Source organism: Maribacter sp. C-4077 (assembly GCF_055378385.1).
Window position 1 is genome coordinate 2,185,265 of sequence record NZ_AP038807.1, and the last position, 17,417, is coordinate 2,202,681.

Genomic DNA, 17,417 nt, shown 5'->3' on the forward strand with positions numbered 1-17,417 from the left:
TAGTTGCTAGTTGTTAGAATTAGATGTTATTGATTACCAATAACCAACAACTAGTAGCTTTTGAACTTGACACTTGAACTTGAACTTGAACTTGAATTTGCCCCTTGTATTTAAACTGCCACACATATTACAGTTTGCGCTACGGAACCTTTTCCGAAGAGGAACTTCTGCGCATGGCACAAAAAAATAGGGTGTCGAAATTGGTACTGACCGATATCAACAACACGTCCGCGGCGCTGAATTTTGTACGCAAGGCTCCTGAATATGATGTACGTCCCCTATTGGGAATCGATTTTAGAAATGGTGTGGACCCCTGTTTTATAGGCATAGCCAAAAACAACGAAGGCTATTTGGAACTGAACAATTTCCTGTCCAAACATCTTCATGAGGAAAAAAGGTTCCCTTCCCGGGCTCCACGCTTTCAAAATGCCTATGCAGTCTATCCTTTTGAAAAGGTGCTTCTCAATGAAATGGTACACTTTGGGGCACACGAGTTTATAGGAATATCGATAGCAGACCTGCGTAAGTTGCCATTTTCAAGAATAAAGGGGTTGAGGGACAAGTTGGTGGTGCAACAACCGGTGACCTTTCGGCATAAGGGCGATTTCAATGCCCATAGGTTGCTACGGGCCATTGATAGGAATGTGCTGTTAAGCAAGTTGGAGAAAACGGAGGAAGGCAGCGAGGATGAAAAAATGTATCCTATAGAGAATCTAGTGGCCGCTTTTTCAGAATACTCCTTTATCTTGGAAAACACGGAAAAATTGTTGAACACCTGTTCCATCCATTTTGATTTTTCAAAGGACAGGGTTTCCCAAAACCTACAAACCTATACGGGATCCAAGGAGGAAGATGATGCAATGATCGAGCGATTGTGTAGGGAAGGTCTACCGTACCGATACCAAGAGGTGGGCGAGGAGATCATGGAGCGTTTGAAAAAGGAGTTGGGGCTGATCAAGGAAAAAGGTTTTGTTTCCTATTTCCTGATCAACTGGGATATTGTTTCCTATGCGCGAAAACGTGGGTTCTTTTACGTGGGCAGGGGTAGCGGCGCCAATAGTATCGTGGCTTATCTGTTGCGAATTACCGATGTGGACCCCATGGAACTCGACCTATATTTTGAGCGCTTCATAAACCTCTATCGAACCAACCCCCCGGATTTTGATATCGATTTTTCACACCATGATCGACCGGTGATGACCCAATATATATTTGACCGTTTTAAGCATGTGGCCCTTTTGGGTACCTACGTTACTTTTAAGGAAAGGGGCGTTATCCGTGAGTTGGGGAAGGTATTTGGACTTCCTAAAAATGAAATCGATTTTCTCGCCGAAGGAAAGTTTGATCCGGGAAAGCTTGATGAGGTGGCACGGCTGGTGTTGAAATATGGTCGGTTGATCATGGGAATGCCCAATTACCTGAGCATTCATGCCGGAGGTATTTTGATCAGCGAAAGGCCCATACATTGGTTTTCGGCCACGCATTTGCCGCCCAAAGGGTTTCCTACCACACAGTTCGATATGGTGATATCTGAAGACGTGGGACTTTATAAGTTCGATATTTTGGGCCAAAGGGGCCTCTCGAAAATTAAGGAATCCTTGGAGATCATCGCCTATAACCGCATGGGTAACACCCAGGAAATAGATATCCACGATGTCAAAAAGTTCAAAAAGGACCCCAGGATCAACAACCTGATCAAGACTGCCCAATGCATGGGGTGTTTTTATGTGGAGTCCCCTGCCATGCGGATGCTGTTGAAAAAGCTGGAAGTGGATAATTACCTGGGTCTTGTGGCTGCCAGTTCCATCATCCGTCCAGGGGTTGCCAAAAGCGGTATGATGCGGGAGTACATCCTAAGGCATAGGGAAAAGGGGAGGACAGCCGAGAAGGCGCATCCGGTCATGTTGGATATTATGCCGGAGACCTATGGGGTCATGGTCTATCAGGAAGATGTGATCAAAGTGGCCCACTATTTTGCCGACCTTGATTTGGGCGAAGCCGATGTGTTACGGCGGGGAATGAGCGGAAAGTTTCGTTCGCGGGAAGAGTTTGAAAAGGTACGTTTAAAATTTATCGAGAATTGCCGCAAAAAGGGAGAGCCGGACAGTGTTATTTTTGAGGTGTGGGAGCAGATAGCCAGTTTTGCCGGCTATGCCTTTGCCAAGGGACATTCCGCTTCGTATGCGGTGGAAAGCTATCAGACCCTGTTCTTAAGGGCCTACTATCCCTTGGAATATATGGTGGCCGTGCTTAATAACGGGGGCGGTTTCTACCGGACGGAATTCTATGTCCACGAGGCCCGCATGCTGGGGGCTACCATACACCCGCCCTGTGTTAATAGGAGCAATCATAACAATGTAATCTACGGAGAAGCTATTTTCTTGGGACTGGGCTATTTACGCGATTTGGAAAGCAGGGTAGCGGAACGTATCCTCAGGGAAAGGAGTCGGGAAGGAATATTTACCTCCTTGGAGGATTTCTTGGATCGTGTGGTCATATCCATAGAACAGATAAGTATTCTTATACGTATCGATGGGTTCCGGTTTACGGGAGTCAACAAACACCAATTATTGTGGAAGGCCCATTTGTTTCTCAACAGAGGGACAAAGCTGGAGCACCCAAAGCTTTTTCCGGCCGTACATCAAAATTTTAGGATTCCCCCATTGCATACCAGTGGTCAAGAGGACGCCTTTACCCAATTGGAACTGTTGGGTTTTTGTCTGTGCAGTCCGTTCGAGCTCTTGGCAGAACCTCCAAAGAATACGAACGGGAGCAAGGATCTAATTAACTATGTAAACGGTTATATAGATATTTATGGGTATTTGGTTACGGTGAAAAATACGAGTACCCATACGGGGAAGCGTATGTATTTCGCCACGTTGGTAGATCAGCAGGGAATGGTTTTCGATACGGTGTTGTTTCCACCGGTAGCTGCCAAGTATGCTTTTAGGGGCAGGGGTATTTATCGGTTCTACGGAAAGGTGGTGAGCGAGTTCGATTTCTTGAGCATCGAAGTCATCAAAATGCGCAAGGAAGATTACATCCCGGATCCACGTTATGCCGATATGAAGACCAGTGCCAGAATTTTTTCCGATAAAAAGAATGCAGCTTCACCTTCAGAACTCAAGTTGGAATAGGGAAACTACAATTGGAATAAAACGCTCTTAGTAGAGTAGAAGCAATACAGTATAAATGGCAAGAAGGATAATACACTTTTTCATAATGTATTGGATTTGGTGTTCGATTATTTATACCGCTAAAGTATACAGAACAGCTACTTTCTTGGCAAACTCTTCGAACACCCGAGGGAAATAATCGGTAAAAACCATTTTTCCGTCTTTGGAGCACCAAAAAGTATCGATGGAAAGCGTCCTACCTCATTTTAAATTAAACTAATCATAAAGTATCCGTAACCTACCACCTACTTCTTAAGAATTACTTTTGATCGGAAATCTAAAAACAAAAAAGAGCCTGCGGCAACAGGCTCTCTAAAAAGCATCGAAAATCATTAAAACTTCAACACTTTAAAACTATGTATCTTAAAAACCGACTAACTAAAATCGGCTTTGCCTTACTTTTTGCGATTTTAGGAAGCAGTTTCCTCTTCGGGAACTCAAAAACTACCAATAAAAGTATTGAAAAAGCATGGGGATCTGTAGAGGATTCCTATTATTTTATATTTTTTCTGGAACAGAACCCCATAACCGGACAGGTTACGGATGAAACGGGAGCGCCACTTCCGGGAGCGTCCGTGCTGGAAAAAGGAACCAGTAACGGTTCCATTACGGACTTTGATGGTAATTTCACCATCAATGTAAGCTCTGGGGCAACTTTGCAAATTTCCTATTTGGGCTATAGTTCCAAGGAGATAGAGGTAGGCAATAATTCCATTATAAATGTACAATTGGAGCCGGATGCCACGCAATTGGACGATGTAGTGGTCGTAGGTTACGGTACCCAAAGGAAATCTGATATTACAGGTGCTATTGCATCGGTTAAAAGCGAAGATTTCAATCAGGGAGTGGTAACCAACCCTGGGGAATTACTACAAGGTAAATTGGCAGGGGTGAACATCGCGGCAAATAGCGGAGAGCCTGGTGCGGCACAAAATGTGATTATCAGAGGGGTTGGAAGTTTGCGTTCAGGTACACAGCCGCTTTATGTGGTTGATGGCTTTTTGCTGGACAATGCTAACAACGGTTTTGATACCAACCCTTTGAATTTTTTGAACCCCAGCGATATAGCTAGTATTGATGTGCTAAAAGATGCCAGTGCTACCGCGGTATACGGATCACGAGCCTCCAATGGAGTCGTTGTGATTACTACAAAGAGGGGAAGAATGGGCAAAACCGAAATGAATTTCTCGGCGTCCACGGCTTTTTCCACCATTTCAAACAAGATCGATGTATTTGATGCGGACACGTTTCGCAACCAAGTAGTAGCGGTAGGTGGTACGCTGGAAGATTTTGGGGCCAATACCAATTGGCAGGACGAATTGACACAAACCGCGGTATCCAACAATGTAAACTTTTCCATGAGTGGCGCCACAACGGAAAAATTTGCCTATTTCGCTTCGGTGGGGTACCAAGAACAAGAGGGTGTTTTGCAAAACAGCAACCTTGAACGCTATTCGGGCAAATTGAACATGAACCAAAAAGCGTTCAACGGTAAGTTGAACGTTGATTATAACCTCACCGCCTCGCGTACCCAAAATTTGAGACCTGTAATAACAGGAACCATAAGTGATATGCTCAGTTTGAACCCCACGATTCCCGCACTTACAAATGGTGTTCCAACAATTTTGAACACAAACGCCTTAAATCCGTTAAAAAGGAACGAACTCTTTAGCGATACTGCCATCAACAACCGTATTTTGGCCAGTATTTCGCCTTCAGTTACAATTTTCGACGGTTTGGTCTATAAATTAAACCTAGGGGTCGACTATTCAACTACCACAAGGGACGAACAGTACAGACCTTTTCCAGAGGTCGTAAATGAATCCAATATCTCACAGGGCTCATTGGAGAGCACAATCAGTTCCAATACGAATGAACTGGTTGAAAATACACTAACGTATAATTGGAACAATGAGGTTCATAATGTAACCGTACTTGCGGGACATTCCTATCAGAAATTTTTAGAAGAGGGGAGAACCTTTTTTTATAGAGGTTTCGCCAACAATAATATTGAGCCACGGTTCCAGGACCAGACCAATACGGATGAATTTCCAACTACGGTAACAGCTGCCGCAGAGCAGAATGAGCTACAATCGTTCTTTGGAAGGGCCAACTATACCTATGATGATAGATATCTTGTGACTGCCACCTTGCGTGCAGATGGTTCTTCAAAATTTGGTGCAAATAACAAATATGGGTATTTCCCTGCATTTGCACTTGGCTGGAATATTAGCAATGAGAATTTTATGGCCAATTCCGTATTTGATAACCTTAAGCTGCGCGCAAGTTGGGGACAAACAGGTAACCAGGAAATCCCCTCCAAGATTACAAAGGCCAGTTTTTCGGAAGATAGGTTGTTAACGGGTGCAGGGAGCCTAAGTACCTACCCCATCGATACCCAGGGCAACTCCATTGACGATTATCCGTTCGGTATCGTTTTTACCCGCTTGGCGAACCCCGATCTACAATGGGAGGTTTCCACACAAATTGATTTAGGTCTTGATTTTGCGCTATTCGACTATAAATTGACGGGTACGCTGGATTATTTCAATAAAGTTTCTTCTAATATCTTATTGGAAGTAGTGCCCGCAGACCCCGTAGAACCTACCTCTACTTTCTGGGATAATATCGACAATATGGAAATCCATAACAGTGGCGTCGAATTGGCATTGGACTACAACAGCAATTCACAGGGCGATTTTTCATATAACATTGGGGGCAACGTCACCTATATTCAAAACGAAGTAAGGGATTCACCCTATTCGGTCCTTACTACAGGAGCGGCGCAAGGGTCCGGACAAACAGGTGCAACCATTAATGGGTATATCAACAACGAGCCAATAGGTGCTTTCTACATGCTTGAATTCGATGGTATTGGAGCCGATGGCCTTAACCAGTTCAAGGACACTAATGGAGATGGTGCCGTCTTGGATGATGACCGGAGGGTAGTGGGCAGTGCCATCCCTGATTTTATCTACGCGTTTTATGCGAACTTCAAGTACAAGGCTTTTGATTTGGGGCTAAACTTCAATGGGGTAGCCGGTAATGAAGTATACAATCACACAACAATGTCCCTTTTCAACAAAGCGCAATTGGGTAGGTCTAACAACACTACGGATTTTGCCGTGCAGTTTCCCAATGAGTCGTTGAGCAATTCGAATACGGTATCCACCCGCTATCTAGAGGATGGTTCGTTCTTACGTTTGAACAACGCCACGCTAGGGTATAATTTGAGCGCGGAAAAGGTCGGCTTGGGGGATGCCCTTCAAAACATCCGTTTTTCGTTAACCGGGCAAAACCTTTTCGTTCTTACCAATTATACCGGCTTTGACCCAGAAGTCAATACGGGCGCTACCCAAGGCGAAATACAGACCTTTGGTATCGACAGGTTTACATATCCAAGAGCAAGGACCTTACTTTTCGCTCTTAACGTAACATTTTAATGAAAAACAAAGGATTTTAAAATCACATAAAAAAGTATCATGAAAACTATTAGATTTTACAGAGCATTACCGATAGTGCTATTTTTAGTTGCATTTTTTGGTTGCACGGACTTGGAGGAGGATGTACTGGACGAGTCGCTTACCGGGACCGGTCAGGCTGAAATTGTAAGTGGTTCCATTGCGCCCGTTTACGGTCTACTTAGAAATGTATGGCTTCATACACGTAATTTTGGTCTCCAGGAAATCGCTTCGGATGAAGCCATAATTCCCAACCGAGGTGGGAGGGACTGGTTTGACGGTGGTAAGTTCATCGCAGTGCATCAACATCTGATGACCCCTGGTAATAGTCTCGTGGGCGATTCCTGGAACGAAATAACCTTATCCATATCCAGGGCGGTCATCGCCATTGATAGACTGCGTCCTGAGGCTGATAACGGAAATGCCGAGGCGCAAGGTGCTTTGCACGAAATGATCGCCGCAAGGGCCTATCTCAATATGTTGGTGCTGGATAATTGGGGAATTGTTTTTAAAAAAGAAAGTTCAGAAGAAATATCCCAAATCCTTAGAGCGCAAGAAGCTGTGGATTATATTGAAAGTGAACTATTGTCCGTGGTTGAAGTTATCAATAACGACCAAGGTCCTGGTAGGTTTACCAAAGATGCGGTGAAGGCCCTTTTGGCCCGATTGTACTTGAATTCCGCCGTATACCGCGATCCTTATGGTACACCCAATTTTTTGGATGCCGATATGGATAAGGTAATTCAATATTCCAATGATATCATTTCGGGACCCTACTCTTTGTCACCGGAGTATTTTGACATATTCAATGACGACAACAATAGCAACCCTGAAGTTATATTTTCGCTCGATCAAAGGGGCGTTTTGCAGACAGAACACAGTCGTTGGCAGTACTGGTCCATATCGGGCGATCAAATTCCAAGACCGGAATTCCCCAATACACGTGGCACCGATGCCGCTGCGGCAACTCCTGATTTCATTCAGACATGGGCAGATGCCTATGGCAATATTTATGCGGCCGTGGCCGATGCCCGTTTCTTTCAAGAGAACACCGTAATCCCGGAAAATCTAAGAGACCTCACAGGTGTTAACCCTAACAACGATGCAGACCATTTTTACTGCGTTCCGGCCGAGGAGTTTGAAATTGATAGGGGTATACTTCGTGGAATAATTTGGGGACCTCGAAAAGACGAGCAGGGCAATATTCTCACCTGTGATGATGGGTCTGTCCGTATTTATCCCGTCATAAACAGAAGGACAAGCGGTGCGGACCTTAAGTATGTGGACCATAACCTTGACGTTAATTTTACGGATGAGGGCAGTCTGCACAACACTGGACATCGGTTTTCGAAATATCAATTCAGCCGTACAGCTCCCAATTGCTGTAGCAACAGTAGCGTGGATATAGTATTGCTTCGTTTGGGTGAGATTTATTTGATGCGGGCCGAAGCAAAACTCCGTAAAGGGGACAATGCCGGTGCCTTGGCAGATATTAATACCCTTAGAACCTCAAGAACCGCCAGGCCTGAGCAGACGCCCGAAGCACTTGCAACGATTGACCTTGATATTCTATTTCGTGAATCTGGATTTGAGCTCTATTGGGAAGGACTGAGAAGAACATACCAAATCCGTTTTGGCAAATATGAGGGCTCCTGGACGGGCAAGACGGATAGCGATCCAAACAAAAGATTGTTTCCCATTCCTCAGAGAGCGATAGATGGAGCATCTAGTTTAGAGGGATTTTTGGTGCAAAATCCCGGTTATTGATGCTCTATATTAAATTAAATACGGCCGGTATGAAAATACCTGCCGTATTTTCCTTTTCTGGGGGGTTTAAATTAGTTTGAACGGGTTAATCGCAATCTATGAAAATGCATAAGCAAATACAGGTATTTATGATTTTAATACTTCCTGTTTTTTGTCTTTCCCAGGAATATGGGAAAGGAAATGTACGGCTGAACGATATCCAGGTGATCGGAAGTCACAATAGTTACAAAATAGGAATTGAAAAGCCTTTATGGGAGTATCTATTTCAATTGGATTCATCAATGGCAAAATCGCTTCAATATGAGCATATCCCATTGACCCAACAGTTGGATTTAGGACTTAGAAACCTGGAACTTGATGTATTTCACGACCCTCAAGGTGGACACTATTCCAATCCAAAAGGATTGGATATTGTAGAGCTATCGGGAGAAAAATTCTTGCCGTTCGATAGGGAGAAAAAATTAAACAAACCCGGCCTCAAAGTATTTCATGTTCAGGATATAGATTTTAGAAGCCACCAATTACTTTTTCAAGAGGCGCTGCTGGAACTTTTGACCTGGTCCAACAAAAACCCGGAGCATACTCCAATCTTCATAACGTTGAACACGAAAGACGGGATAATACCGCAACTAAAGGATCCTTTGGTTTTTGATGCCGATGCATTGGAAAACCTGGATAAAGAGATAAAAACGGTTCTCCCAAACGAAAAATTGATAACTCCGGATTTGGTAAAGGGGGATGAAGAGTCTTTGAAGGAGGCAATACTTGGCGATGGATGGCCCAGTTTGGACGAGGTAAAGGGGCGTTTTCTTTTTGTCTTGGATGAAAGTGAGACTAGGTGTGATCTCTATCTAGATACATTCCCCGGACTTAAAAATGCGGCACTGTTTATCAATAAACCGGAGGGAAGTCCGGAAGCGGCCTTTATGATCGTAAATGATCCGGTTGGGAATTTTGACAAAATCCGGAATTTGGTTTCCAAGGGTTTTATAGTCCGCACTCGTGCGGATTCGGGAACGGTTGAGGCAAGAAATAATGACTATACAAGGTTTGAGAAAGCTAAAGCTTCGGGTGCCCAAATCATTACTACCGATTATTATCTGCCTAGCAAACTTTTTGAATCGCACTACAAAGTTGATTTTGGTATGGGTACATTTGAGAGAATAAAAGAATAGCGCAACCAACAAATACCGCAAACCATGGTTACCTTGGGGCCTCTTACTAGAACTTTAACCATAAGGACAGTGAATAATCTTGTTTAAAATGAAAATTGACGATTTACTAAAACGCCTATTATCGCTTTGGATTCTGGTCTTTGCGCTACATTTTGGCTATGGACAAATACCTTACAAAGTACATTCCCATAATGATTACCATCAGGATTTCCCTTTTGTAGAAGCGTATATAAATAACGCTTCATCTATAGAAGTTGATTTGTTTCTAAAGGATAATACCCTGTACGTTACCCACGAGGAATCAAATATCAAAGAAGGTCGCACGCTATCCTCACTTTACTTGGAACCCTTATCGGAACTAGAGAAAAAAGGTGAACTACGGAACTTACAACTCTTACTGGATCTAAAGTCCCCTGCAATACCTACCCTAAAGGAAATACAAAAGGTATTAAAAAAATATCCTGATCTTATAAAAGGAGATAAAGTCTCCTTTGTGATATCAGGAAATCGTCCGGATCCAAGTGATTATGTTAACTATCCGGATTACATATACTTTGATCATCAAAATTTGGACAATTTGGAAATGGTACCAATGGAAAAGGTGGCCATGATCAGCCTTAGCTTTCAAAAGTATTCTGTTTGGAACGGATATGGCCGAATGGTGGAAGAAGAACTGAACCAAGCCAAAGCTGCTATAAAAAGAGCCCATACGTTCAATAAACCTTTTCGGTTTTGGGCAAACCCAGATACCAAGACCGCTTGGGCACGGTTGGCCACATTGGGGGTGGATTTTATCAACACCGATCAACCGGCCAAGGCATATAATTATTTGGAATCTTTGGATAGCAGGAGTTATAAGGGCGAGGTTAATTCGATATATAGGCCACAATACAAGTTTGATCCAAATTCTAAACCAATGAATATCTTGCTTTTGATTGGCGATGGTAATGGATTGGCCCAAATTTCGGCCGCTATGTTCGCGAATAGGGGTCAATTGAGTATCACAACTATTAAGGACATTGGGTTGATAAAAACATCCGCGTTTGATGATTTGATAACCGATTCGGCCGCAGGGGCAACGGCCATGGCCACGGGACAAAAAACGAATAATAGGGCCATTGGGTTGGGACCCAATGATGAGGTGTTGCCTAACTTGGTCGATGTCGCATCCGGAAAAGGGTATAGAACAGGAATAATTACGACCGATGCCATTTACGGTGCTACACCGTCGTCATTCTATGCCCATGTAAAGGATAGGGACAATACCGATGGTATCCTAAAGGACTTGAAAACAAGTAAATTGGATTTTTTTATTGCCGGGGGAGCTTCTTATATTGCTGAATTGGGCAAGGTGTTTAAGCCAATCACGCTGACAGAATTTACCGATCTAAAAAATAAGACCGCGATATTTTGGGGAGATAACAAGATGCCGACCCTAGAAATGGGCAGGGGGGATATGTTGCCAAAATCCGTAAAAAAATCCATGGAAGTTCTTTCAAAAGATGGAGAACCTTTTTTCATGGTCGTGGAAGGAGCCCAAATAGATAATGGCGGTCATTCCAATAATGTAGCCACCATCATAGATGAAATGTTGGACTTTGATGCAACGGTTGCCGAGGTATTGAAGTTTGCCGATACAACGGGCAATACGTTGGTTCTGATTACGGCCGATCATGAAACGTCCGGCTTTGGAATCGTGGGCGGAAATTTGGAACAAGGCGGGGTTCAAGGTGATTTTTTGACTATAGATCATACTGCCATCATGGTTCCTTTATTTGCCTATGGGCCACAAGCTCAAAATTTTCAAGGGGTGTATGAAAACTCCGAGATATTTTCAAAGCTCAAGGAAATTATGGAGGCCAAGAACTAACCATTCTTTAAAAAAAAAGAAAAAGCCCCCTAGAATGGAGGCTTTTAATTTAGGTTTCGGCGGAAATCAATTCCATCCACCACCAAGAGCCTTGTAAATATCCACACGGGCAACAAGCTGGTCCCGTTTCGTTTCTATCAACTCCATTTTGGATTCCAAAGCTTCCCTTTGGGTAAACAGCACCTCTATATACTCGATTCTTGCCGATTGGAACAATTGGGTTGAAAGGTTTATGGATTCCGTTAAGGCCGCTACCTGCTCGGCCTTTAGGTCATAGGTTTTTTTGAGGTTCTCCATGTTGGATAATTGATTCGCAACTTCAATGTAGCCTTGAAGAATCGATTTTTCATATTCATAGACCGCCTGTACCTGTCTGGCATTCGCCGTATTGTATTCTGCCTTGATGGCATTTCTGTTTATCAAGGGGGCAACCAAATCGCCCACCGCCGAATATAATAGGGACTGCGGGGTTTCTGTCAGATATTTTGGTTTAAATGCCTGAAGTCCCACCCCGGCTTTTATCCCAATCGAAGGATAAAAGTTGGCCCTGGCCACTTTTATGTCCAGTTTAGCGGCGTGCAACTCATACTCCGCTTGACGAATGTCAGGTCTGTTCAATAGCAGTTGCGACGGAATACCGGCATAAATGGTATCGATTTCGCTTTCTATGAACCCTTCCGAATTTCTTTCAATTCGTTGGGGTGACCTACCGATGAGAAAATTCAGTTTGTTTTCCGTTTCCACGATCTGCTGCTGCACCTCAAATTTATGGCTTTGGTTCTTTAGGACTTCAGCCTCAAACCTGCGTACCGCAAGTTCGGTCGCCCTTGCCGCCTGCTTTTGTAAACGTACCATTCTCAGGGCATTTCCTTGTATCTCAAGGTTTTGCTCAATGATGGCCAATTGGTTGTCCAAAGCGATCAATTCATAGTACGAATCCGCTATCTCGGCAATAAGACTTGTGACCATAAAGTTTTTGCCCTCTACGGTGGCCAAATACTCCATGACCGCTGCCTTTTTTGAGTTACGTAACTTTTTCCAAACATCCAGTTCCCAAGAAGCGAAAATTCCGGCGGAAAAATTGGTCAAAGGCTCTGGAAATTCCTCGTCCTCCCGAATGTTCAGGTTTTTTTCAACCGCACCGTTTCGGGTGTATTCCCCCACTTTTTCAACATCGGCACCAGCCTTGACATCGATAAATGGCAGATATTCCCCTTTTCTGGCCTTTACCTCATTTTGTGCGATATCGATCTGTTGCAACATAATATTCAGCTCTTGGTTGTTTACCAAGGCAATATCGATCAACGATACAAGGTAGGCATCGGAAAAGAATTCCCGCCACCTTGTGTTCGCGGTGTTCAAGGTATCATTGGATATGGCCCTGTAGGTTTCCGGTAAGCTTTTGTCCTCCTGCTTTAGCGTTTTCGTTGGAACACAGGAATGGAAGGCCCCAAAAAGAACAATACAGACGAAAAGCCTACCGTAGCTTTCTATTTTAGGTACTCTGTAGTTATTCATTGTCATTTCTTTTGGTTAATTTTTTCAAGAGTTTTTTCATTTCCTTTAAGGCCGTTTTAGTCCTGCTTTCCTCTTCGGAAATTCTCATGAACTCTTCGGAAACCGGTTCGTTGGACTCTCCCTTGATGAGACTTCGACCATCGGCCATCTTTGCGAAAATGTAGTAAAGACCCGGGATTATTAGTACCCCGAATAGGGTTCCCAACAGCATTCCACCCATGGCCGACCCTCCAATGGTCCGGTTGCCGATAGCTCCAGCTCCGTGGGCGATGACCAAAGGAATAAGTCCGGCGATGAAAGCAAAGGAAGTCATAAGAATAGGTCTAAACCGTACTTTGGCCCCTTCAATGGCGGAGGCCAAAATAGTACTTCCCTGCCTTCTTTTCTGAACGGCGAACTCCACGATAAGCACGGCGTTCTTGCCTAGTAGCCCAACCAGCATGATAAGTCCTATTTGTGCATACACGTCATTGGCAAGTCCCATCGCCTTGAGCATTACAAAGGACCCAAAAATACCTACGGGCAGTGAGAGTAAAATTGCAAAAGGTAAAAGGAAGCTCTCATACTGCGCCGCCAATACAAAGTAGACGAAAATAAGCACAACGATGAATACATACAGCGATTCATTGCCTCTTTTTGCCTCGTCATACGAAAGACCTTCCCAATCTACATCATACCCGCGTGGAAGCTTTTTTTCCGCTACCTCCTTGATCGCTTCAATGGCATCGCCACTTGTAAATCCTTTTGCAGGAAGTCCTCTGATGGATGCCGAATTGTAAAGGTTGTACCTGGTAATTTCATTGGGTCCCAAACGTTTTTCCATCGTCATAAAGGCAGAGTAGGGTACCATTTCGCCTTCCTCGTTCTTTACGAACAATTTTTCCAGATCGGAAGGTAATGCCCTGTACTCTGGTGCTGCTTGGGTGTATACCTTGAAAAACCTTCCAAAACGGATAAATCCTTGCTCATAGGTACTACCGATTAAAATGTTCAGGTTTTCCATGGCCTTGTCTATACTCACCCCCTTCTGCATCGCAATTTTGTTGTTGATTTTTAGTTCATACTGCGGATAGTTGGCAGAGTAGAAAGTGAAAAGGCCGGTAATCTCTTCACGTTTTGATAGCGCATCCATAAAATTATTGTTGATACGTTCAAATTCATGGTAATCGGTTCCGTCCGTTTTATCCAAAAGACGTAGGGAAAAACCCCCGGAAGAACCAAAACCGGGAACGGCTGGTGGTTCAAAATATTCGATTACCGCACCCAAATCCTTGGTTTCCTCTTCCAGTTCCTCCATAATCTCGTGAACGGAATGATGCCGTTCCGACCATGGTTTTAGGTTGATCAAACAGGTACCCGCATTGGAACCACGGCCTTCTGTCATAATCTCATAACCTGCTAGGGATGAAACCGATTCCACACCCTCTGTTTCCTCACATATCTGTTGCAATTTTCTGGCAACATCATTGGTGCGTTCCAATGTTGATCCTGGAGGTGTTTGGATAATCGCATAGATCATACCTTGATCCTCATTGGGAATAAATCCGGAGGGCAAGGTTTTGTTCGTGAAAAATATACCTACACAAAATGCGATAAGGATACCAAAGGTCAATACCCTTCTTGCTACGATACGGTCCAATACTTTCCCATATTTACCGGTCAATTTTTCGAATCCACGGTTAAACCAATCGATGAATTTGTCCAACGGGGATTTCTTTCTTTGCTTTCCATGGTTGTTTTTTAAGATCATGGCGCAAAGAACGGGTGTCAAAGTAAGGGCCACCACCGCTGAAATTACGATAGATCCCGCCATGGTAATGGAAAACTGGCGATAGAATACACCCACAGGTCCTGTCATAAAGGCAATGGGAATAAATACGGAAACCATCACCAAGGTAATGGCAATGATCGCGCCCCCAATTTCATTGACGACCACCTTCACGGCCTCAAATGGTCCAACATGTTTTTCTTCCATTTTGGCATGGACGGCCTCCACGACCACAATGGCGTCATCCACCACAATACCAATGGCCAAAACCAAGGCAAATAAGGTTATCAAGTTGATGGACAATCCAAATAGCTGCATTACGAAAAACGCACCTATGAGGGATACGGGAACCGCAATGATGGGTATTAACGTGGAGCGCCAATCGCCCAGGAACAGAAATACCACAATGGCAACCAGGATAAAAGCATCCCTGAGCGTGTGCATTACCTGTTCTATGGAAGCATTTAAGAAACTGGATACGTCGTAACTGATTTTATAATCAAGTCCGGAAGGGAGGTCTTTCTCCAACTCTGTAAGCTTGTCCTTTACGGCATCGATAACATCACTGGCATTACTGCCAAAAGTCTGTTTCAAAACTATGGAAGCCGATGGTTTACCATCCAGATTGGAATAAATATCAAAAAATTCGCTTCCCAGCTCTACATCGGCCAAATCACCAAGTTTCAAGATTTCACCATCTTCGTTGGCCTTTATGATAATTTCCTCGTATTGTTGGGGTTCGTTATATCGGTCTTGATACATCAACACATATTCCAAGGATTGCGAGGTCTTACCGGAGCTCTGTCCGATCCTTCCCGGTCTGGCCAAAATACTTTGCTCTTCCATTGCCGTGAGGATTTCCTCGGCAGAGACATTATAAGCCCGCATACGGTCTGGTTTTAACCAGACACGCATCGCGTATTTTCGGCTTCCCAAAATTTGGGCACTTGCAATACCATCGATTCTCTGTATTTCTGGAATCATCTTGGTATATGCGTAGTTATAGAGGAAGAGCTCATGATCATCCACGTTATCACTGTAGAGGTTAACGTACATAAGCATACTGGGCTGAATAGGTGTTATGATAACCCCTTCGCGTTGCACAAGATCTGGTAGGTTTGGCATTACCTGGTCAACGCGGGTCTTTACCCGTACGACCGCTTGATCTGGATCGGTACCAGGTTCAAAAATGATACGTATGGTCGCCTCGCCGGCACTGGTGGCATCGGAAGCGATATAGCGCATTCCCTGTACACCGTTTATGGCGGTTTCCAAGGGGATTAGTGTGGACTTTACCAAAACGTCCGCACTGGAACCTGGATAGGCAATGAAAATGTTTACCGTGGTCGGTGCAATTTCGGGGAACTGTGAAATAGGCAATTGCTTTATGGAAAGCAATCCTACAAATACGATTATTACCGATATGACAATAGCCAAGACCGGTCTCTTGATAAATTTACTGAACATAATACGTTGGATTAATTCTTGTTATTCGGCATAAACGGCCAACTTGGAAATCACCTCGTTCGGCTCCGCGAACTCGGTCTTTATTTTTTCCTTGTTCTTGACCATTCGTATGCCATCCAGTAAAATTTTATCTTTAGGACTTACTCCTTTACTAACAACAAATAAGTGAGGAAGTTCTGCAGCAACGGTAATTTCCGTCTGTTGCACAACGTTATTTTCGTCGATCACAAAAACATATTTTTTGTCAAGAATCTCAAAAGTGGCCTTTTGGGGAATGATGATAGCATCTTTAAAGGGGATGGTCATGAGAATACTTCCAGTCTCTCCGTGCCTAAGAATTCTGTCGGGATTGGGGAAGGTGGCCCTAAAGGCTATATTTCCCGTTTCGTTGTTGAATTCACCTTCAATGGTCTGTACGATACCCTTTTGGTTGAACTGTTTGTTATTGGCCAACAAAAGACCTACGGTTTTCTTATCGCCCCTGTCCTTGCTCATGATATAATCCAAATATTCGGCTTCCGGTACGTTGAAATAGACCCACATTTCGGAATTATCGGATAGGGTGGTCAATAGTTCTCCTTCATCAAGTAAACTACCTTCCCGAACGTGAAGGTGGTCCATGATACCATCAAAAGGTGCGCGAACATCTGTAAATCCAAGATGTGTTTGGGCCAATGCCACCTCTGCTTTTGCTCTTTCTAAAGTAGCTTTGGCCATGGCGAGCTCATTGGCGGAGACCACATTGCCATCGGCAAGTAATTGGGTGTTATTGAGCTCTATTTCGGCAATTTTGGCTTCGGCCTCTGCCTTTTGTAAATCGGCTTGATAGACATTGGGCATTATGTTGAACATCTTTTGCCCTTTTTTTACGAACTGGCCTTCGTCTACATGAATTTCCTTTAAATACCCTTTTTCAAGGGCCCTAAGTTCTATGTGGCGTATAGAATGAATTTGGGCCACATAATCCTTGGTGATGGAAGTGTCTTTTTTTATGGGACTGGTAACCAAAAATTTTGTGTAGTCCTCGTGGGTTTCTTTTTTGGAGTTACAGCTAGATAGGCCCAAAATAATTAGAAGACCTATAATCATGGGGATTCTCCTCATAATTTTAAATTTAGAAAATGATATTATTTAGAACAATGGATTTGCCTATCACTTCTCCTAAAGAAGGAGTCTAGGTGAGAAAGGCTTTTTGAAAGGGGCCAGCAAAGTGTT

General features: G+C 43.8%; 8 protein-coding genes. 5 read left to right on the forward strand and 3 right to left on the reverse strand.

The annotated features are described in order from the left end of the window. The first annotated feature begins 104 nt into the window (after window positions 1-104). The 5 genes from ACZ41C_RS09450 to ACZ41C_RS09470 all read left to right on the forward strand — a co-directional run bounded on the left by ACZ41C_RS09450 (window position 105) and on the right by ACZ41C_RS09470 (window position 11,449). Window positions 105-3,137: a DNA polymerase III subunit alpha gene (locus ACZ41C_RS09450; RefSeq protein ID WP_464560961.1), complete on the forward strand. Its 3,033-nt coding sequence runs from the start codon at window positions 105-107 to the stop codon at window positions 3,135-3,137. 395 nt (window positions 3,138-3,532) lie between these two features. Then, window positions 3,533-6,619 (forward strand): SusC/RagA family TonB-linked outer membrane protein, encoded by a 3,087-nt coding sequence (locus ACZ41C_RS09455; protein ID WP_464560963.1) that lies wholly within the window; start codon window positions 3,533-3,535, stop codon window positions 6,617-6,619. Between the two features lie 39 nt (window positions 6,620-6,658). Then, entirely contained in the window at window positions 6,659-8,404 is a 1,746-nt protein-coding gene (locus ACZ41C_RS09460; protein WP_464560965.1) for a RagB/SusD family nutrient uptake outer membrane protein, read from the forward strand. A 128-nt stretch (window positions 8,405-8,532) separates the two neighbouring features. Continuing rightward, window positions 8,533-9,579 carry a phosphatidylinositol-specific phospholipase C1-like protein gene (locus ACZ41C_RS09465; RefSeq protein ID WP_464560967.1) on the forward strand — a complete coding sequence of 349 codons (1,047 nt, stop codon included), beginning with the start codon at window positions 8,533-8,535 and terminating at the stop codon, window positions 9,577-9,579. Window positions 9,580-9,667: 88 nt separating this feature from the next. Then, the gene (locus tag ACZ41C_RS09470) at window positions 9,668-11,449 is read left to right on the forward strand and encodes an alkaline phosphatase (protein ID WP_464560969.1); all 1,782 of its coding nucleotides are present in this window, start codon (window positions 9,668-9,670) and stop codon (window positions 11,447-11,449) included. Window positions 11,450-11,515: 66 nt separating this feature from the next. On the opposite strand, the gene ACZ41C_RS09475 is transcribed toward ACZ41C_RS09470, so the two are convergent. From ACZ41C_RS09475 to ACZ41C_RS09485, 3 genes are read right to left on the reverse strand one after another with little or no spacing between them, the layout of a single operon-like run. Continuing rightward, the gene (locus ACZ41C_RS09475; RefSeq protein ID WP_464560971.1) at window positions 11,516-12,967 is read right to left on the reverse strand and encodes a TolC family protein; all 1,452 of its coding nucleotides are present in this window, start codon (window positions 12,965-12,967) and stop codon (window positions 11,516-11,518) included. Then, window positions 12,960-16,202: an efflux RND transporter permease subunit gene (locus ACZ41C_RS09480; RefSeq protein ID WP_464560973.1), complete on the reverse strand. Its 3,243-nt coding sequence runs from the start codon at window positions 16,200-16,202 to the stop codon at window positions 12,960-12,962. The genes ACZ41C_RS09475 and ACZ41C_RS09480 overlap by 8 nt, the downstream gene beginning before the upstream one ends. Before the next feature lie 21 nt (window positions 16,203-16,223). Further along, window positions 16,224-17,306 (reverse strand): efflux RND transporter periplasmic adaptor subunit, encoded by a 1,083-nt coding sequence (locus tag ACZ41C_RS09485; RefSeq protein ID WP_464560975.1) that lies wholly within the window; start codon window positions 17,304-17,306, stop codon window positions 16,224-16,226. Window positions 17,307-17,417: the final 111 nt, after the last annotated feature.

Bases quoted from the DNA above. Each gene is read 5' to 3' on its own strand.
- ACZ41C_RS09455 (WP_464560963.1), top strand. From the start codon at position 3,533: ATGTATCTTAAAAACCGACTAACTAAAATCGGCTTTGCCTTACTTTTT.
- ACZ41C_RS09460 (WP_464560965.1), top strand. From the start codon at position 6,659: ATGAAAACTATTAGATTTTACAGAGCATTACCGATAGTGCTATTTTTA.
- ACZ41C_RS09465 (WP_464560967.1), top strand. From the start codon at position 8,533: ATGATTTTAATACTTCCTGTTTTTTGTCTTTCCCAGGAATATGGGAAA.
- ACZ41C_RS09470 (WP_464560969.1), top strand. From the start codon at position 9,668: ATGAAAATTGACGATTTACTAAAACGCCTATTATCGCTTTGGATTCTG.
- ACZ41C_RS09475 (WP_464560971.1), bottom strand. From the start codon at position 12,967: ATGAATAACTACAGAGTACCTAAAATAGAAAGCTACGGTAGGCTTTTC.
- ACZ41C_RS09480 (WP_464560973.1), bottom strand. From the start codon at position 16,202: ATGTTCAGTAAATTTATCAAGAGACCGGTCTTGGCTATTGTCATATCG.
- ACZ41C_RS09485 (WP_464560975.1), bottom strand. From the start codon at position 17,306: ATGAGGAGAATCCCCATGATTATAGGTCTTCTAATTATTTTGGGCCTA.